Source organism: Methylorubrum rhodesianum (assembly GCF_014199985.1).
Lineage (GTDB): Bacteria > Pseudomonadota > Alphaproteobacteria > Rhizobiales > Beijerinckiaceae > Methylobacterium > Methylobacterium rhodesianum.
The window spans coordinates 296183-315591 of sequence record NZ_JACHOS010000001.1; the positions used below are offsets into that span (position 1 = coordinate 296183).

The window sequence follows — 19409 nt, forward strand, 5'->3', positions numbered from 1 at the left end:
CCCGGTCGGGATCAGAGCGAGAAATCCGCCGCCGTGGGAGCCGTGCTGCCCTTAATGGACAGCTTGAACTCGGGCGAGGCGTCGCCGGCCGTGTTGCCCTGGACGACCACGTAATCCCCGTCGTCGCGCGCCTCCTGCGTCACCAGGAGTTGTCCGACCCCTGTGAAGGCCGCACCGGTGGCGAGCGTGAAGGCTTGGTTCCCCGCGAGACCGGCATCGGCGTCGATCGCGCTGAGGTCGATCTTGTCGCCCGGCCGGAAGCCCTCGATGGTGTCGCCGTTCGCCGCGGCCGCGGAGCCGAAGCGATAGGTATCCGTGCCCTCACCGCCGTCCATCACGTTCACGGCGTCGCTCGCGGTGATGTCGTCGTCGCCGGAACCGGTGACCACGTTCTCGACGCCCCAGAGGACGTCGCGACCCGACTGGGTGCTCGTCGCGCTGCCGCGTCCGGCCAGACCCGTCCCGAGATTGACCGCGATGTTGGCGGTGATAGCCGACATGTCGAGCGTGTCGCTCCCCGTGCCGCCGCCCGTCTCGTCGCCCCAGTAGGTGTCGTCGCCGTCGCCGATCTCGGCCACGAACAGGTCGTCTCCCTCGCCGCCTATCACCGTGTCCCGGCCGGCGCCGGCCGTCACGATGTCGTTGCCGGCTCCTGCGAGGATGCGATCGTTGCCGCCGTCGCCGTACACCATGTCGGCGCCGCTCCCGGCGAGGACGTCGTCGTCGCCCCCTCCGGCGAAGACCACGTCCCGACCCTCGCCGGCATCGACGAAGTCGTTGCCCTCGCCGGCTCGGACCACGTCGGCACCGCCTCCCGCGAGGACATTGTCGTCGCCGTCGAGACCGAGGATGGTATCCGACCCCTCCGTTCCTCTGAGGATGTCGGCGCCGGACCCGCCGGCAACGACGCCGGGAACGTGGTTGACGGGCGGGTTCGGGCCGGGGCCGGTCCCCGGATCGTCCTCGTCGCCGTCGTCTCCCCCACCGACCGGGTCGGTCGTCCCGTCCCCGTCGCCCTGTCCGTCGTCATCGTCTCCGTCGTCATCGTCGTCGCCGGGACCGTCCCCGCCTCCGACAGGGTCCGTGACGCCGTCGTCATCGTCGTCATCGTCGTCATCGTCACCAGGATTGTCGCCGCCGCCGACCGGATCGGTCGCGCCGTCGTCGTCATCGCCGGGCTCGCTCCCTGGCCCGTCCTCGTCGGACACCGCGAAGATGTCTTCAGGCAGGATCGTCAGGCCGGTGTTCCGGGCAACGATGTCCGAGAAGCCCTGACCGTCGATGAAGTTTTCGTAGAAGTCGAAATTGTCGAAGCGCTCCAGATAGTAGAAACGGTCGCCGTCCTGCAGCCGATCGAACTGCTCGTGCAGCACGACCCAGAAGGTCTGGCCGACGATGCCGCCGTTGATATGCTTCTCGGCGAGGCCGCCGACCCAGAGATCGAGCCGGTCGATGCCCTTCACGACGCCGGTCCCATCGGCCTGCAGGGCGACCGCGATGTCCGAATTGACCGAACGGAACGCGGCGATGTCGGAGGCGGCGAGGACGAGGTCCGGATAGGCTTGCCGGAACTGGGCCATCACCGCGTCACTGAGGCCGTTGCGCGCCTGGAAGTCCTCCCAGGAAGCGTAGGGGGAGAGGTCGCCGCCGGCGAACCCTACGGCGTCCCTGATGTAGGGATTGGCGGAGGCCGCGAGATCGGCACGGACCTGATTGAGGGTGCCGAGTCCCACGTCCCAGCCGCGGGCCACGTTGAAGGCGAACAGGTCGGCCCGGATGCGCACGAGGTCGTTGCGGACCGCATCGACGATGTTGAAGTCGACGTCCTCGGCCGCCTGTTCGATGGTGCCTCCGATGATGCTGCCGACGCCGTACTGGGCGTAGCCGGGCTGAGGCACGTAGCCGGGGGGCAGGGGCGCAGTGAACACCGAGGGATCGTTGCTCGGGTTGAGGAAGGCGTCGAACAGGCTGACCGGGACGGTCGCGCCGTCGGCACCCTTCACGTTCAGCGTCTGCCCGATCAGCGAGTGCCCGAAGCGGAACACGGCCGCCGCGAATTCATGGCTGATCGCGACGTCCACACCCGGATCGTAGGCCTCGAAGCCGTGCGTACCGTCCGAGCGCAGCCCGCCGATCAGGGTTTCCAGGTACTCGTCGAAGACGACACGCTGGTACTCCGCCTCATTGACCATCTTGGCGGCCTGGAACACCTGCTCGGGCGTGCCCTCGAAACCGGACTCCAGCAGTTTCTCGACGTGGTGGTTGTGATTGCGCGCCCAGATCGTGTGGATCGAGGTGAGAGCGAAGTTCTCGTTGGCCCGCCCGTCGCCGGCGACGAAGTGATCGAGGACGCTGATGAAGGGGTTGGTGTCGAGGAGCAGCGGGTGGCCCGAGCCCATGAAGTCCCCGACGAGCTTCGTCAGCACCTGTGGGTCGAACGCCCCGGACTCCGTGTTGAACAAGGTGCCGGTCACCCCCTCCGACAGGGCGAAATTCGTGTAGTAGGCCCGGAAGCTGATCGGTCCGTCCGGTCCGGTGAAGACCGTATCCGCCTGCCAGTGGTGATTGATCAGTTCGCGCAGGGTCGGCAGCAGGTTGAAGGCGGGGTTGGATGGGTCCGGCGCGCCCGCCAGGAGCCGCATGCCGACCCCTTGCGCCCCGTCGCTCTCCCGCAGGAACTGGCCGACCAGCGCGTTGGAGCCGTAGGCCTGGTTCTGATCGATGTAGGGTGAGGTCTGGTTCTTGTGCTGCGGGATGCCGTTGGCGTCGACGGCCATGACGGTGCCGCGGGTCAGGTCGGCCGGGTTGTTGGAGCCCGGTGCACCACCGCCGGGCGCGCCGATCACGATCGAGCCGTTGCCGCCCTTGGGCAGGAAGTCCAGCCCGTGGTCGATGTACTGGCCCATCGCCATGAAGAAGATGTTGGCCTCGTTTCCGGCCTTGGGCAGGCCGGCCTCCTGCGTGCCGAGGATGTTGCTGATCGTGCGCGCGTCGAGGCCGTTGAAGATCGGGTTGATCGCACGGTTGCCGTTGGCGTCGGGCTCGCCGTAGCGGGCCTGCGTCAGGCGGATGAAGGCCTGGTCGGCGCTGCCCCAGGTCGGGTGGTCGAGGTTGTTGCCGTGCCCGCTGAGCTCGCGGTAGCCCGTCGGCACGTCGTCATCCCCCGCATTGTCCGGACGCTGGCCGCGCACCAGCGCCTCCAGTCCGTCGATGTCGGCGGTCGTGTAGGCGAAGGCGCCGGTGACGCCCTCGCCATTCCCTCCGTCCGCGCCGGCATCGACCGCGATCCGCGGCATGCCGCCCGCGGCCGAGAAGGTGATGCTGTGCGAGCCGTTGGAGAGGATCGTCATGCCGTTCGCACCCGCGGTCGTGACGTAGTCCGCCCGGTTCGAGCCGGTCGGCAATTCGATCACGTCCTGCGGGCGCAGCGTGCCGACGATGGTGTCGTGGCCTCCGTTCGAGCGGAAGACGATGCGGTGGGCCGAAGCCAGCCCCGCCATGTCCACGGTGTCGTCGCCGGACGAGCCGTCGATGGTGATGGTGTTGAAGTTGAGGCTGGTGCCGGTGAAGCTGCCGATCACCTGGATCGTGTCGCCGCCATTGGCACCGCCGTTCTGGCCGCCGGGCGACGTCACCTGGAGCGTGTTGACGCGGATTTCCTCGACGTTGTCGAGTTCGGCCACGATGGCACCCGCACCCGTTCCGTTGCGGGTGATGACGATCTCGGTCCCGGCAGCGAGTTGCGCCTCCGTGTTGCCGGCGACCTGCAACCAGGCCGAGCGGCTGTAGATGCGGAAGGTCTCGGGCCCCGCGACGCCGTTCAGCTGGTAGGTATCGGTGCCAGCTCCGCCATCGACGAGATCGCGCCCGTCCGTGCTGGACTGGATGAACGTGTCGTTGCCGCGCCGGCCGTTCAGGACGTCATTCCCACCGCCGCTGTTCATCGTGTCGTTGGCGAAGGCGTTGCCGTCGGCCCCGTTCGCAATGTCGTCGCCGGCCGTGCCGTTGAAGGTCGTGAGAAGGAACGGGACTCCCGTGAAGTTGTCACCCACGACGCCGGTCGGCGCCGAGAACAGCTCTTCCGGATTGCCCGCACCGTCGGTGAAGCTCACACGAAGCCTCAAGAGATCGCCGACCTGGGCTTGGCCCGGCGTGTAGTTCACCGTTCCGGCGGCATTGCCCGCGATATCGGTCCAGGTCTGACCGTTGTCGCCCGATTGCTGCCAGCGGAGCGTGAAGGTTCCGAGACCGTCGCCGTCCTGGATCGCGGTGAGCAGCGCGCCGAGCGGTTGGCCCTCCGTCGGCGAGACGAGTCCGTTCGTCGGCGTCGCGTCGGTGACGACCGGAGCCCCCGTCGCGACCGAGTTCACGACGACCTGCTCGACGTTCTTGAGTTCGGCGATCACGATTCCGTTGCGCACGACGACGGTCTGCGTGTCGTCGCGGAAGGCGAGGTTGGCGAACTGCGCCCGCGCCTGCGCCAGCGTGAGCTGCTGGACGGGGCCCGTCCCGTTCATGATCCGGAACGTGTCCGTGCCGGTGCCGCCATCTATGAAGTCGCGGCCGTCGCCCGTCCGCCACAGGACGGCGTCGTCGCCTGCTCCCGCGAAGACCAGGTCGTTCCCCGCTCCACCCGCAAGGATGTTGTTACCGACAGTGCCGACCACGATGTCGACCGCCGCCGTTCCATTGGCGCCCAGCGTGTAGGGCGTCACGTCGTTGCCCATCTGGATTTGCTCGATCGTGACGAGCGTATCGACACCGTCGCCCTCGGCCCCGAGATTGTCGCTGACGACGACCTCGCCCTGCGCGTTCCGCTCGAAGCTGTAGGCCGCGATCGGTCCCGCGAAGACGGCGGTATCGGTGCCGGCGCCGCCGATCAGGCGGTCGTTGCCGTGCCCACCGGAGAGCTGGTCGTCGTCGTTGCCGCCATCGAGCGTGTTGTTGCCGGTCCGACCGATGAGGGTGTCGGCACCGTCGTTGCCGAAGAGTGTGTCGTCACCTTCGCCGCCGTCGACCCGGTCGTCGCCGTTGCCGGCGTAGATGGCGTCGTTACCGACATCGCCCTCGATATCGTCGTCGCCGTCGCGTCCCAGGATGACGTTGGGCGAGGCGGAGCCGGCGATGTCGTCGTTGGCAGCGGCTCCCACGAAGGCCGTCTGCACCGAGGCCGTCTGCTGCGGGCCGACATTGCCCGCGACGGTGCTGGTCCAGTTCGCGACCACGCGGATCTCGGCGCCCGTGGCGCCGGTCGGTGTGAAGAAGGTGCCGCCGTTCGTGACTTGGCCGTCCGCACCCGTCACGTTCCGCCACTGTCCGTTATCGCCGAGGACCTGCCATTGCAGGGTGACCGGGCGGGTGGCCGGGCTCACCCGGTTGACCAGCGTCGCGACGAGCGTCGAGGAATCGTCGCCATCCGCGTCGAGGGGTCTGATGGTGAGGCTGTCGAAGGGCTGGTTGAGAACCAGCGCGACGTCGACCGTGCCGTCGGCGAAGCGCAGCTTCTCGATGTTGCGCAGCGTGTCGGTGCCGTCATCGACGGCCGGATTGCTCAGCGTGGTGTGGGCGACCGTGAGCGTCCCGTTCGCCGCGCGAGTGATCGTGTAATTGGCCCGGATGTCGTTGAAGACGGCGGTATCGACATCCGCCGCCGTCGCGCCGGTGGTGATCACCTCGCGGACGATGTTGAGTTGCGTCGGGCTGATCACCCGATCGATCATCAGCTCGAAGAGCGACTTCCCGGCCCAGCCGCGCGCCTGATTGGCGGCGCTGTTGTCGAAGACGTGCTTCAGGCTGTCGACCGTCGCCATCTCCTGCCCGGCATTCGCCGGATTGCGGATGCTGATGCGCACGTTCAGCCAACGGTCGCCGTCGAGGATGTCGTTGCCCCCGTTGCCCTGAAGCGTGTCGCTGCCCCCGCCGCCCAGCAGGATGTTGCCGGCCTCGAAGAATTGCTGTCCGGGTGCGAGCGACACGATCTGCTCGAGACCCGCGATCCGCGCGATGCCGGCCGCATCGAGACCGTCGTTGAAGAACACGCCCTCGTTGGCCGCCGTCACCGGAGCGCCAGCTGCTTCCTCCGGGTCCGCGTTCGTGGGCGCGGTCCGGTCGTCGCCGATGAGCGTGTCGTTGAGCCTCCAGCCCGAGAGCCCCTCCGTCTTGTCGAAACGGTTGCGCAGGATGTCGGCTTCTTCGGTGGTGAAGATCGGGATGCGCATATCGGCATTGGCCGCGATCTGGACGCCTTTGTAGATCGCCCAATCGAAGCCGAACATGCCCTCGTTGCGGATCACACTCTCGCCCTGAACCATGATGTCGTCGCCGGACTCGGCGTCGAAGTCATGCTCGTCTGATCCGGCGAACATGACGTCGTGGCCCTTGATGGCCGAGTTGAAGAACAGCTCCGAGTTGTCTCCGGCCGTGGTGTCGAAGCCGCCGCCGGCCTCGATCCAGTCGTCGCCCTCGTTGCCCATCAGAAAATCGGCGCCGTCGCCGCCGAGGATGAAGTCGTCGCCCTCGCCGGCAAAGACCTCCGTCGCATCGACCCCGACGAAGATCGCGTCCTTGCCGCGCCCGCCCATCAGGATGTCGAGGCCGTTCGAGTTGGCGATGACGTCGTTGCCGTCCTCGCCCTTGAGGAAGTCCCCGGAATCGCCGGAATCGGTGATGATGTCGTCGCCCGCCCCGCCATTCACGAGATCGACGCCCGCGCCCGCCTCGATGCGGTCGTCGCCGGCATCGCCCCAGATTCCGTCGTCGCCGAAATCGGTGATGATGGTGTCATTTCCGTCCGTGCCGCCGACCAGGACATGTTCGCCGCCGGTGAAGCGGAGGTAGTGCCCGATGGCGAACGGCTGGTTGAGCGCGGCCGGATCGACGATGGTCACGTCGAGACCGGCGCCGGCCGGGCTGGCGATGCTCTGCCCGGTGCGCAGGACTTGGCCGCTGGCATCGCGCATGAACGGGTCGGCGGCAGGATCATATCCGGGCGTCTGCGCCGGCGTCAGGTCGGACCGGTAGGCCGGCGCGCTGCGCACGAGTTCGACGTCGTCGACGAGGATCTGGGCGTCGCCGGTGCCGGTGTTGCGGATCTCCAGGCGGAGCTGAAGCCCCGCCACGGCCGTCGGGACGACCCCCGTCGCGAGGGTGAAGGTGCCCCACTGGCCGTCAGCCGGCTCGCTCAGGGTCAGCGTGCTGAGGGTGACCGGGCTCGTCCCGCCGATGGCCACGAGGCGCGCTTCGGCACCCGGCCAGGCGAAATCGGTGCGGTCCCCGACCCGGAAGCTGTAGGTGTAGGTGACGCCGGCCTGGAGCGTGGTTCCACCTTCCTGCGAGAGCGTCGCACCGCCGCGCAGCCACACGACATTCGCGCCGTCGCGGCCACCGGGATCGACGACCGAGTCGGCGGGCGCGTAGAGGCCGCCGACGCCTCCGGCGATGGTCCAGCCGGTCGGATTCGTCGTGGTGTAGTTGCCCTTGGCGTCGAGGTTCACGCCGTCCTGTCCGGCCACCAACGCCAGATCCTCGAAGCTGCCATTGGTCACCGCCACCGCCTCGGGAACGGCCGAGCCGGGAGTGAAGGCAAGACGGCCGTCGGCGCCGATCCGGAGCATCGGCGCGTCCAGCATGTCGGCTTGGCTCAGTGCGATCCCGAGCTTCGCCGCATTGGCCTTGAGATCGGCCCAGGTCACCGGGCTTCCGGAGTCACCGACGCCGTCCTCGCTGCCGTCCACGAGGGCGCCCGTGGGATTCCCGTCGGCGCCGTAACGGCGCACGAGCGCGTTGATCGAGGCGTGGAAGCCGCTCGCTCCCTCGTCGGCGACGGTTCCGGGATCGTCGCGCACAACTTTGCCGAGGCCCATCGCCTCCAGCACCGGATCGTTGCCGGTCGGGTCGCGGCCGGGGGCGGTGCCGTTCTGGTCGAGCTGGTTGGCGGCGTTCACCTCGAGCTCGAAGTCGTAGTCCGCGAAGGCGTCGACGCCGATATGACGCGGCACGATGTCGTCGGCCGTTCCGCGGATACCGTCGGGCCCCGGCAGGGACAGGCTCGAATTGGCGAGCATGATCTTCGAGAACGAGTTCTGCTCGAGCTCGTTGAGGAAGTTCTGACCCTGGACGCGGCTCAGATAGTAGAATCTGTCAGCATCCTGCAGGTTCTCCATCTGGGCTTCGAAGATGGCGTTGAAGGTCGAGCCCAGCATGCCGCCGAACGGCATCTGCTTCTCGGCCAAGCCACCGATCCAGAGATCGACCGCACCGAAGCCCGTTTCCCGTCCGGCCCAGCTCCCGCGCGAATTGAGGTAGTCGAGACGGTCGGCCGGCGCGCCCTCGCCGCCGAAAACGAGCATCATGGCCGCGTCGCGCTTGCCCGCGAGTGTGGTCGCGGCGGCGACGGTGGCATGGGTGCCGTAGGCGGCGATGAAGTTCACCACCGAGAGCGGGTTCTTGAGGTTGGCCGCCATCTCCACCCAGCTCTTGTAGGGGGTGAGGAAGGTCGAACCGGTCGCTGCGTAGAGCTGCGCGCGCGCCTCGTTGAGCGTCGGCGTGCCGGTGTCGCGACCGCGGGCGATGTTGATGGCGGCGAGGTCGAGCGGCAGTCCGAGCAGGTTGTTGCGCAGGGCGCCGACGACAAACTCGTCGATCTCGCTTCCGCGTTCGATCGTCATGCCGCGCATGATGGCGGCCGCGCCCTCGTCGTGGGACAGCCCGCCGTCATTGTCGAATGCCAGCGGGTTGAGGAAGGCCTCAATCAGGCCGAGATCGGCATCGAGCGGCTCCCCGTCCGGCCCGAGCCGCGGCATGTTCTCGGTCAGCATCGAGTGACCGAAGCGGTAGACCGTGTTGGCGAACTCGGCGAAGATCGACGGGTCGATCTCGGTGATCGAGTTGAAGACGAAGGGATCGACCTGCGGCTGGATCTTGCGGGCGAACTCCTCGAAGACGAGGTGCTGGTACTGCATCTCGGTGGCGAAGCGCGCCGCTTGGAACAGCCGCTCGCCGTCCCAGGACAACGTGTTGGCGTAGGCGAGCTGCGCCAGCGGCGTCATCTGCGCGAAGTTGCCCGGCAGCGCCGCGATGTCTGTCGCGAGCCATTCGTTGATGAACGCGAGATTGCCGGATTGCAGGACGGTGAGCTTCTGGGCGTCGACCTGCCGGTTGTGTTCGGAGTGGAAGATGTGATGGACGGCCGTCAGACCGATATTCTCGTTCCCGCGCCCGTCGCCGGTGACGTAGTGCCGGTCGAGAAGTTCGTTGTCGTATTCGAGATTGCGACCAGTCTGCGGGTTCATCTGAACCGCATTGCCCGTGAGCGCGTCGGCGTCGGGCCGAAGCACGCCGTTCACCATGACCGGCACCGCGTTGTGGGCGATGTCGTCGAGGAAGGCGTTCATGGTGCGGGCCGCCGCGACCGTCTCACCGGCCTCGATGACGTTCTGCGTGCCGTTGGGTCCCATCAGCACCGTTCCGACGGGAAGCTGGATGGCCGAGAGCTTGAGCGGTTCGGCGAGGCTACCGCTGGCATAGACGGCCTGCCCTGTGGGTCCCACGCCAACCATTACCTGCGGCAGGCCGTTCGCACCCCGAACGAACTCGCCGTAGGCATCCACCAGCAATTGCGGGACGGAGGAGACGTCGGCGTCCGTCAGCTCGATGCCGAGCATCGTTCGCGCCTGGATCTTGACGTCCGCCCAAGTGGCGAGACCGCCGTCGGCGCCCCCGAGCAGACGTCCGGTCGCGATCGGCCTTCCATCCACGAGGACGTATTCCCGCAGGAAGACTTGGTGTGAGGCGTTCGAGGTGTAGGTCTGGTTTTGATCGACGAACGGCGTCGTCACGTTGCGCTGCGAGCCCTCGACTTGTGTCGCGCGCGTCAGCGTCATGAAGCGAAGGTGCGGCGCGAGGTCGTCGGCCGTGCCAGCGATGCCGTCCTGTCCGAGCACGAGCGGGTCGTCGGCGGCGAGCGGGACATAGACGGTGCCGTTCCCGCCCTTGGAGATCAGATCGAGGCCATGGTCGAAGAACTGGCCGAAGAAGGTCATCCAGGCATTGAAGGGTTTCGACAGTCCTTCGTCGGGCGAGACGTTCAGGACGTCGATGGAGCCGTTCGTGACCGAGACACCCGCCTGTTCCAGCAATGAATCGAGGTTCGATTGCAGGGTCGTGTGATCCCCCGCCGGGTCCGCCGCCCTGGCGGCCTTCAGGGCCTCGTGCGCCGCCGTGATGGCGCGCTGATCGGCGATCACATTGTCAGATCCGGCGATCCGAAGCGCTGCGGCGATGGCGGCCGGGTTGTCGAGCGTGGCATCGACCACGAGGTTCGAGATGATGCGCGGGTCGGCATCGGCGACGGAGCCGGGCGTCCCGTAATTGTTGTTCGTGATGACCGGAGCACCCGGTCCGAGTGCCATCGTGTCTCCATCCGCGTCGTTGAGGTAGGTCGGCTCGAAGATCTGCGGCATCGGCTGGCCCGACGAGCCCCACGTTTCGCGGCCGGGCACGATGTTGTTGTAGGTGCCGTCGACGGTGCGCAGCCCGTAGGGCACGTGAGGATCCGGGATCGCCTTCGGCGCCGCGGCGTCGCCGAGCCAATTGCCGGCGGAATCGTAAAGGGCGCGATCCATGAGAGGCGTGCCGGCGGCATCGACGCGCAATTCCGTAAGCTTGATGCCGCTCGCGTGCGCTTCGGCGATTTTGATCTGCTTGAGGATGAAGGTCAGATCCTGGAGATTGAGCTTAACGGCCATGGCCACCTCCCAAACACGGACGCAGGCGGCATCAGCCGGCCCGGTGATGGATCGAGAGCCCCTTGTGCCCGGGGCATCATCGAAGTGGCCGCAGCATTCCATCCGCCGCGCGAATTGGCTGGAGTAAAAAAACACCTAACGAAAAGGGAAAAACTCTCGGGTGAGGGTTTTTCCTTCATGCACGAATGGTGGATTGCCGACCCGCGGACTTGCAGTCCGTCTTTGTGTAAAGCGTTGAAATTTGCACAGCGTCTGTGCTTGTATATCTTGAAAATTTCCAATCAAATAATAGAAACAATAAGGTGACACGTTCAAATAATAGCCTTTGATTTGCAGAGATAATCAAAAGATGAATTAATAGATATCAAAATTTATTTGTTTTGATCGTTAATATATTTTGCATGCGTGGGTTGTGTCCGATCTTTTGGAGTGTCAGGTCGGAAGGCCGCCGATTTATGCTCGAGGTTGCATCTGCCGATTAGATTCCGGACGGGATCAAGGATGCTGATAAGCTGGCTCGGAAGCTCGCTCTGCGGCTGCCCGTCGCCGGCCCCGTGTGCCTTCTCGACAGCGACGAGGCCGAGTGTCGTCCCGTCGAGGCGAATGTGCTCGCGCGAACTTGCGAGACGAGCGAGATCTACGGACGCGAACGAAGAGGCGCACCCACCTCGACCGCCGATCTCGGTCACCAATCGCGGAATATTTCTGTCGGCTGTGTTCGCGCGCTTGATCGTCTCCACTTGACGGCCGACGGGGCGACCGAGCTGCGGCGACCGGGTGAGATGGAAGGAGCCACCATGACGGACTGTCTCATCGTTGGTGCTGGCCCCGTGGGCCTGACCATGGCGGCCGAACTCGCCCGATACGGTGTCGGCGTGCGCCTCATCGATCGTGCGCCGCACGCCACCGAGACCTCGAAAGCCCTCGTGGTCTGGTCACGCACGCTCGAACTCATGGACCGTATGGGCTGCAGCCAGGCATTTCTGGAGGCGGGCCTCCGAGCGCCTGGCGCCTCGATCCGCGGCGGCGGCCGCACTCTGGGCCATCCCCGCTTCGACACGATCGCGAGCGCCTACAACTTCGCCCTGATGATTCCGCAGCGAGACACCGAGCGTCTCCTCGCCGCGCATGCGCGCGCCTTCGGCGTCGAGGTCGAGCGGCAGGTCGAACTCATCGGGTTCACGGAAGCCTGCGACGGGGTCGAGGCGCGTCTGAGGCATGCCAACGGGTACGAGGAGACGGTGCAGGCGCCCTGGCTCCTCGGCTGCGACGGTGCCCATAGCGCGGTGCGGCACGGTCTCGGCCTAGCCTTCACGGGTTCGGCCCAGGGGGACGACTGGCTGCTCACCGACGTGCGCCTCGACGGTCCGGGTGCACCGCCGCCGGACGAAATTGCGACTTACCTGCACCGCGATGGCCCCTGCGTGATCTTCCCCATCCCGAATGGTCGGGCCCGCGTCGTCGCGACCGTGGGCAAGACGGAAGCCGGCCACGCGCGCCCCGATCCCACTTTGGCCGAGGTGCAGGCACTCGTCGATCGTCGCGCGGGCGGAGATATCCGCGTGTCCGATCCGGTCTGGCTGACCAACTTTCGCATCAACGAGCGCAAGGTCTCCGAATATCGGCGCGGGCGCGTCTTTCTCGCCGGCGACGCGGCGCATATCCATAGCCCGGCGGGCGGCCAGGGTATGAACACCGGCATGCAGGACGCGGTGAACCTCGCCTGGAAGCTGGCGATGGTGATCCGGGGCATGGCCGGCGAGGGTCTGCTCGACAGCTATAGCCCGGAGCGGAGCGCCGTCGGTGATCTGGTGCTGCGCAATGCCGGACGGCTCACCGACTTGGCGACCCTGTCGAACCCGGCGGCCCAATTCGCGCGCAACCTTGCGCTTCGCTTCCTGCTCGGACTGCACGCCGTCCGCGACAGGATAGCCACGACGATGAGCGAGATCGAGATCGCTTATCGCGAGTCTCCTCTCTCACACGGGCCGGGGGCCGGCGCGCGCTGGCCACCGGAAGCCTATGCCGGACTGCCTCCGGGCGCGGGCGGGGAGCCGCGATTCGTTCTCTACGCTGCCGATATGCGGCGCGGGGCAGCCCTGACGAGGCGCTTTCCCCGCCTTTTGGAACCGGCGCCGCGCCCGTCGCCGGAGCGATCCGACCTCGTCATCGTCCGGCCCGACGGCTATGTCGCTCTGGCTGCGCGCGAGGCCGCGTGGGACGATGCAGAGCGCTACCTCTCGACCCTCGCCCGGGCCGACGAGCGTGGGACAGGGGCTATCTCGTGAGGGCGCCGAAGCCGGTCCGCGGAGGATCGTCGCCCGCGTCTCCGCGGCTGAAAGCGGAGATACCGCGCTGATGCGGTGTCGCCTTTGGCTCTTTCACCCTACTCGGATCTGCAGCCGACGAGACTATATTAGGATTGCCTAAATCAGGTCGAGCGAATGGACTGGGATGTGGATCGATGGATGCCGTGACGCCGACCGACCTGCTGCGGCTTCAGGACAAAGCTTCGGACGCTGCGCGCCTTCTGCGGCTCCTTGCCAATGAGAAGCGCCTCCTCATCCTGTGCCTGCTGGTCGCTCGCGGCGAGATGGATGTCACGAGCCTCGCCGCAGCGGTCGAACTCAGCCAATCGGCCCTGTCGCAGCACCTTGCCAAGATGCGCGAGGAAGGGCTCGTTGCATTCCGGCGCGAGAGCCAGACCCTCTACTACCGGCTGGAGGATCCGAGGGTCGGGCGGGTGCTCGAGACCCTGAAGGACATCTTCTGCCCGGACGTGCGCTGAGCAGATCGGGCAATTACCGTCGTGCGCGGCGTTTCGGGAGCGGGACGACGGTCGTCACGGCCCGCGCAGAATGTGTCTGGTCCGATGGGAGACCCGCCGTACCACTTCGACGGAGTCAAACTGTGATCCTTGACATTACATTAGATAAAACTAATTAAGCATGGTCTGATACAACGGTTTCGGCGCGACCTCCTACGGCCCGCGTCGACGTGGCGGCCCAGCCGGTTCTCGGGAGTGATGACCATGGACGGTTTCACGCCAATTCACGCCGCGATCGGCGGCCTGATGATCGGCGCCTCTGCGGCACTACTCCTGCTGCTCAACGGACGCATTGCCGGCATCAGCGGCATTCTTGGTGGATTGCTCACCCGATCCTCACGCGAAATCGGCTGGCGGCTCGCCTTCGTGGCCGGACTCATCCTCGCGCCGCTGGTCCACGCCGGCCTGAGGGGCAGCCCGGTCGCGGTGACGGTCGACGCCTCGTTCCCGCTGCTGGTGCTCGCCGGTCTCCTCGTCGGCTTTGGCGCGAGCCTCGGCGCCGGCTGCACCAGCGGTCACGGTGTCTGCGGCATCGGTCGCGGCTCGCCCCGGTCCCTGGTTGCGACCGGCATCTTCATGACTGTCGCGGTCGGAACCGTCTTCGTCGCCCGCCACCTCGTCGGCTTCTGAGCCATGGCAAAGATCGCGTCCGCCTTCGCCGTCGGCCTTCTGTTTGGTCTCGGTCTGCTCATATCCGGCCTGGCCAATCCCGCGAAGGTCCTCGCCTTCCTCGACCTGGCCGGGCGCTGGGACCCAAGCCTTGCCTTCGTCATGGCGGGCGCCGTCGCCGTCTCGGCCGCCGGCTTCCTTGTCGCGCGGCGGCGCGATCGGCCGGTGCTCGCGCCCCGCTTCGAGATCCCGAGACGACGTGACCTCGATCCGCGGCTGATCGCCGGCGCTGCGATCTTCGGCGTCGGCTGGGGTCTCGTCGGCCTATGCCCCGGGCCGGCGCTGACCCTCCTCGCGATCGCTCCGGCCCAGGCCGCAGCTTTCGTCGCCGCCATGATACTCGGCCTATGGCTGTCCCGCCTCGTGCCTGCGGCGTCGTTCAGACCGCAGGCGGCCCGAGGCGCCGACGCGTGACGCTCGACGGATCTCTTCCGGTTTCACCGCCGGCCCGGAGCCGGCGGCGGCGGAAACGGCCGGATCCGCGCGCAGCGCAGTCGCTTCATCAGGGTGGAGTCCGATGGCATTCACGCCACCGGCTACCCCAAGCTCAGGACGCTCCGGCTGATGGCACAGATCTCTTGGGCGCAGCCTCGTCCCATTCGCGGTCCCGCGCACGCAACAGCTCGGTGTGCGCCTCCTGGTTCCGCACATCGCTCGCTGCATCCTGATCGTGAATCGGCGCCGATTGGATGCGCTGCCTCTCCGGCAAGAGGGCGCGAACGAGAGCGGAGACGATTGCGTCGAGATCCGCGGCCGATAGCCCGAGCGCCCGCGCCGCCTCCACGCGCCGCATCGCGGCAAGGTCAGCCCAGGTCGGATCGGCCGAGCCGGACCGTTCGACGAGAGGCGGAACGAGAAGCAGCGCTCCCGCCGGCATGGCGCGAAGACGGTCGAGGCGTCGCTGATCGGTCGCGCTCTGATCGTGCGTTGCTCGCGCGTCCGGGAGCAATCGGGCCAGTTCGTTGAGGATGTGGGCCCGGATCGCAACGACGCGCACAGGACCGATCTTACGCACAGCCTTTAGGTTTGCCGGCGTCGCGCGGGCCAATGCCTCCATATCTGAAAAGCCGGCTTTGCGGAGCCGTGCCCGCAGCGCTGCACTGAGGAGCCTGCGACCGAAGCCGCCGGCCGCGAGGCGATCGACAGCGGCGTCGGTCAGGTCATCGAACAGCGGCAACTGCGCCGATGCCTCGTCGAGGAGGGTTTGAGGGGGCAACATCGGGGGGCAGGTAGGCACGGGCGCTTGCCCGGAGCGTCGCGCTCCGAGTCAGAGCCATAAGAAGGACAATTGCGGCCGGCTGTGGATGGCCTGCACCGATAAATCCTCTGGAGTTGCCGGTCGCAGCGATTTGCGTCGTTGCGCGGTTCTCGTTGAGCGCGATCGCTAGGGACGACCTATCGCCGAGGCGACCGTAGGCGATTGGCTCGCTCGGAGCATGCGAAAATGTCGCCGCTTCTCCGAGCCGGAGTATCGATGAGACGATTCAAGCAGCGGCGGAACCGCAGTGGTATCCGGTCATGAGCCGGGGAGGCAGGGAGCAATGTCGCGACGGCTCCCGATTGCCGCCGGCATCCGGGGCACGTTGCCCGGTCCGAGATCGGCGGCGGCAACCGACGGCCGCCGTTTCCGGATTCGGAAGAGAAGCCGGATTCCGGCGACCACGCCGACTTCCGTCGCGACGATCGCGATCGAGACCCAGAAGCCGACCTCGACCGGATCATACGCGCTCTCGCGAAGGAGATGGCCGAGCGTCAGGAACGGCGTGTTCCACAACAGGATGCCGATCGCCGCCGCGGGGACGAAGGCGGCAGGCCGCAACTTGAGCACTCCGGCCGGCAGGGCAAGATAGATCCGCGCGACGGGGACGGTCTGCCCGATCAGCGTCACCCGAAAGCGGTTCTCGCGGTAGGCGGCGGCGAGACGCTCGTAGGTGCGGGGCCGGAGAAACACGTACTTGCCGAACCGGGCGACCGCGGCCCGAACCCTTCGCTCGCCCAGCCAGCGTCGGACCCCATACCATCCGAGCGAGGCGGCGAGAGAGCCCGTCGCGGTCGCGAGGAGGGCAGGAAGCAGCATCGCGGAATCCGTCACGGTCATGCCGAGCAGCATCAGCATCACGTAGGACGGGATGATCGGCACGAGCTTCTCCGCGAAGGCGATGCCGAACATCCCCGGAAGGCCGAGACCGAGGAAGAACGCGATGAGATCGGAGGATGCCATCGCGCTCACGCGTCCATCGTCCGACGCCGCGAGAGCCGATAGACGGAGGCCGGCGGGATGTTTCGGACCGTCCGGCCGATGAGGATCGCCTCCAGATCGAGCTCCTCGAGGAGCGTGTCGGGGACCGAGCAGCGCCCGCCATAGGTATAGAGGAAGAAGGCGCCGTCCGGCCGCAGGAAGCGGAACGCACCCCGAAGGATCTCGGCGACCTTGCGCTGCTCCATGTTCAGAATGCCCAAGCCGCACACCACGGCACCGATCGAGGCTTCCTGGAAGAGCACGTGGCGGTTGAGCGCCGCCGCATCCATCCAAAGGACCCGGGCCTGCGGGAAGCGCATCTGGAGCAGACGCGCGAAATCGGATCCGTACTCGACAAGCGTCAGATCCTGCTCCGGGACACCCCGCTCGATGAGGGCATGGGTGATGACGCCGGTCCCGGGCCCGAGTTCGATTACCGGACCGGTCGCAGACGAAATCTCCTGCGTGATCAGCGAGGCGAGCGCACGGCCCGAGGGCGCGACCGAGGCGACGCTGCGGGGATTGCGGATCCACTCGCGGAGGAATGGCACCATGTCGGCGATGGAAGGGCCGAACCCGCGTGCCCGGTTCGCTGCAGGCGCATTGAGGGCAGTATAATTATCGATGTGCATTCTCAACCCCAGATGAACAGTGCCGTAACTAGGATCTACGCTTGGCACTGCCGTGATCGACTGGGTGTCACATCTGCCTGTCGGCAATCTGTCGCCGGAAGATCTACAGAAGATTTTAGAAAAAAGACGTCATCGCGCCGTTCCTGCAAGGCTGCCGACAGGCAACTGCGATAGACTCGCGCTCGCAGGGTCTCGCTCTCGCATGCGGGCCCCCACGAGGATCGTCCATGCGTGTTTTGTTGGTGGAAGACGAGCCGGAGATGGCCTCCGCCCTGCGGACGGTGCTCGCGCGCCACGACATGATCGTCGATCATGCGGCTGACCTGCGTGAAGCCGAGGAGATGGCGGCGGCCAGCAGGCACGACGTTCTCGTCATCGACCGCCAGTTGCCGGACGGCGACGGGCTCTCTCTCATCCCGACGCTGCGTGCCGGCGGCAACCGCGTGCCCGTGCTCGTGCTCACGGTGCGAAGCGAGATCGCCGACCGCGTGATGGGGCTCGACCACGGAGCGGACGACTATCTCGCCAAGCCATTTGCCTTCGAGGAGTTGCTGGCGCGGCTGCGCGCGCTCCTGCGGCGGCCGGCGAACGTGCAGTCCGAGGTCGTCCGGGCCGGCCGCCTGTCGTTCGACGTGCCGAACCGCGAGGCCAGCATCGACGGCAGGGTGCTCGAACTGACGCGGCGCGAGACCCTGGTTCTGGAAGCGCTGCTGCGACGGGTCGGGCGCATGGTCCCGCGCGCCGTGCTGATGGAGGCGGTGTTCGCACTCGACGACGAGGTCCAGCCCAACGCGCTCGACACCCAGGTCTCGCGCTTGCGCCGCAAGCTCGCGGACGCGGAAAGCGGTGTGGTCGTCAACGGCGTCCGGGGCGTCGGCTACCTCCTGCGGGAGGTTGCGTGAGCATCCGGCATCCGCGCTCGCTCAAATGGCGCCTCGTCACCTGGGTCGCCGCCGCACAGGGCACGATGTTCGCACTGTTGATCCTCGCCATGACGGGCGTGATCGGAGCGCTGTGGATGCGGGGCTCGATCAGCAGCGGCATCTACGAGCGCAGCACGATCGAGGCGCTCACCGAGGCGGTCGGCCGCGGCGCGCAGGGTGAACTGATCCTCCAGACGACGCCGGAACTCGAACGGCTGCGGCGGGAGATCCCGGATTTCTGGTTCATCGTTCGGGACGCGCAAGGCCATGACGTGTCCGAAGGGCATGCTCCCGCCGAGCTGGCGCTCCTGATGCCGGGACTCGACAGGATCGAGAGCGCGGTTCTGCGAAGCGACCGTGTCGGGGAGGGGCCGTCCCTCGCCATCGTGCAGCGGCTCGATACGGCGGCCGGCAGGGTCCAGATGCTCACGGGAGGGCGGGGCCGCCTCCTGCTGCACCAGGTCGTGGCCGCTTTCCTGCCCATGCTGTACCTGACCCTGCTCATCATCGGACTGATGACGGCGGCAACCTTTCTCGTCACACCGTTCGTCGTCCAACGTGCGCTGGCGGGGCTGGGGCGGGTGGCCGACGAGGCGCAACGGATCGACATCACCCGCAGCGGCACGCGCCTGCCGGCCGTCGGCGTGCCCGTCGAGATCGTTCCGCTGGTCAACGCCGTCAACGGTGCCCTGGCCCGGCTCGACAGGGGCTACGAGGGTCACAAGCGGTTCCTGGCCGACGCCGCTCACGAACTCCGCACCCCGATCGCGATCCTGACGACGCGCATTTCCGCGCTACAGCCGGGCCCGGACAAGATCCGCCTGCTCGAAGACACGACCCGGCTGACGGTGCTGACCGGCCAACTCCTCGATCTGCAGCGTCTCGACCGGGAGCAGGCATCCTTCGCCCCCGTCGACCTCGTCGCGCTGGCCGAGCGATCCGTCCTCGATCTCGCACCGCTCGCCTTCACGGCCGGATACGAGATGTCGTTCGAGGCCGAGACCGGCGAAATCAGGGTCGATGGCGATGAGACGGCGCTCGACCGCGCGCTGATGAACCTGATCCAGAACGCGATCGACCACGGTGGCCGGCGCGGCACCATCGCTGTCCGCGTCGCCAAGGCGGGCTGGATCGAGGTCTGCGACGATGGCGACGGCATCCCGCCGGATCAGAGGGAGCAAATCTTCGAGCCGTTCCATCGCCTTCGGCAAGGAGGTCGGGGCGCCGGTCTCGGGCTCGATCTCGTTCAGCGGATCATGCGCCTGCATGGGGGGCGGGTGGAGGTCGTGACCGGCCCTTCGGACGGAGCCTGCGTCCGGTTGGTCTTCCCGCAGGATCGGCAGAGCTGAACACGGCGAGCGAAATCGCGAACGG

The 19409-nt window shown here is 66.9% G+C and carries 10 protein-coding genes; 6 read left to right on the top strand and 4 right to left on the bottom strand.

Annotation, left to right across the window (positions count from 1 at the left end):
• Positions 1-11 precede the first annotated feature (11 nt).
• Positions 12-10745 carry a peroxidase family protein gene (locus tag HNR01_RS01245; protein ID WP_183666127.1) on the bottom strand — a complete coding sequence of 3578 codons (10734 nt, stop codon included), beginning with the start codon at positions 10743-10745 and terminating at the stop codon, positions 12-14.
• Positions 10746-11542: 797 nt separating this feature from the next.
• On the opposite strand from HNR01_RS01245, the gene HNR01_RS01250 reads away from it, so the two are divergent.
• The 4 genes from HNR01_RS01250 to HNR01_RS01265 all read left to right on the top strand — a co-directional run bounded on the left by HNR01_RS01250 (position 11543) and on the right by HNR01_RS01265 (position 14655).
• Positions 11543-13033 (top strand): FAD-dependent monooxygenase, encoded by a 1491-nt coding sequence (locus tag HNR01_RS01250; RefSeq protein ID WP_183666129.1) that lies wholly within the window; start codon positions 11543-11545, stop codon positions 13031-13033.
• A 176-nt stretch (positions 13034-13209) separates the two neighbouring features.
• On the top strand, positions 13210-13533 hold the full coding sequence (locus tag HNR01_RS01255; RefSeq protein WP_183666131.1) for an ArsR/SmtB family transcription factor: 324 nt from the start codon (positions 13210-13212) through the stop codon (positions 13531-13533).
• Between the two features lie 243 nt (positions 13534-13776).
• On the top strand, positions 13777-14202 hold the full coding sequence (locus tag HNR01_RS01260; RefSeq protein ID WP_183666133.1) for a YeeE/YedE family protein: 426 nt from the start codon (positions 13777-13779) through the stop codon (positions 14200-14202).
• Positions 14203-14205: 3 nt separating this feature from the next.
• Positions 14206-14655 carry a DUF6691 family protein gene (locus tag HNR01_RS01265; RefSeq protein ID WP_183666135.1) on the top strand — a complete coding sequence of 150 codons (450 nt, stop codon included), beginning with the start codon at positions 14206-14208 and terminating at the stop codon, positions 14653-14655.
• A 133-nt stretch (positions 14656-14788) separates the two neighbouring features.
• Here the strand turns inward: HNR01_RS01265 and HNR01_RS01270 are convergent, their stop codons facing one another.
• The 3 genes from HNR01_RS01270 to HNR01_RS01280 form a co-directional block, all read right to left on the bottom strand.
• Positions 14789-15418 (bottom strand): hypothetical protein, encoded by a 630-nt coding sequence (locus HNR01_RS01270; protein WP_246417350.1) that lies wholly within the window; start codon positions 15416-15418, stop codon positions 14789-14791.
• A 339-nt stretch (positions 15419-15757) separates the two neighbouring features.
• Positions 15758-16462 carry a DedA family protein gene (locus tag HNR01_RS01275; RefSeq protein ID WP_246417368.1) on the bottom strand — a complete coding sequence of 235 codons (705 nt, stop codon included), beginning with the start codon at positions 16460-16462 and terminating at the stop codon, positions 15758-15760.
• 5 nt (positions 16463-16467) lie between these two features.
• The gene (locus HNR01_RS01280) at positions 16468-17034 is read right to left on the bottom strand and encodes a class I SAM-dependent methyltransferase (RefSeq protein ID WP_246417351.1); all 567 of its coding nucleotides are present in this window, start codon (positions 17032-17034) and stop codon (positions 16468-16470) included.
• Positions 17035-17339: 305 nt separating this feature from the next.
• Between HNR01_RS01280 and HNR01_RS01285 the strand changes: the two genes are divergently transcribed.
• Positions 17340-18014 carry a response regulator transcription factor gene (locus tag HNR01_RS01285; protein ID WP_183666141.1) on the top strand — a complete coding sequence of 225 codons (675 nt, stop codon included), beginning with the start codon at positions 17340-17342 and terminating at the stop codon, positions 18012-18014.
• Positions 18011-19384, top strand: a complete 1374-nt coding sequence (locus tag HNR01_RS01290; RefSeq protein WP_309236198.1) for a sensor histidine kinase — start codon at positions 18011-18013, stop codon at positions 19382-19384. Before HNR01_RS01285 ends, HNR01_RS01290 begins: the two co-directional genes overlap by 4 nt.
• Positions 19385-19409: the final 25 nt, after the last annotated feature.

Bases quoted from the DNA above. Each gene is read 5' to 3' on its own strand.
- HNR01_RS01280 (WP_246417351.1), bottom strand. From the start codon at position 17,034: ATGGTGCCATTCCTCCGCGAGTGGATCCGCAATCCCCGCAGCGTCGCC.
- HNR01_RS01255 (WP_183666131.1), top strand. From the start codon at position 13,210: ATGGATGCCGTGACGCCGACCGACCTGCTGCGGCTTCAGGACAAAGCT.
- HNR01_RS01265 (WP_183666135.1), top strand. From the start codon at position 14,206: ATGGCAAAGATCGCGTCCGCCTTCGCCGTCGGCCTTCTGTTTGGTCTC.
- HNR01_RS01275 (WP_246417368.1), bottom strand. From the start codon at position 16,462: ATGGCATCCTCCGATCTCATCGCGTTCTTCCTCGGTCTCGGCCTTCCG.
- HNR01_RS01285 (WP_183666141.1), top strand. From the start codon at position 17,340: ATGCGTGTTTTGTTGGTGGAAGACGAGCCGGAGATGGCCTCCGCCCTG.
- HNR01_RS01245 (WP_183666127.1), bottom strand. From the start codon at position 10,745: ATGGCCGTTAAGCTCAATCTCCAGGATCTGACCTTCATCCTCAAGCAG.
- HNR01_RS01250 (WP_183666129.1), top strand. From the start codon at position 11,543: ATGACGGACTGTCTCATCGTTGGTGCTGGCCCCGTGGGCCTGACCATG.
- HNR01_RS01260 (WP_183666133.1), top strand. From the start codon at position 13,777: ATGGACGGTTTCACGCCAATTCACGCCGCGATCGGCGGCCTGATGATC.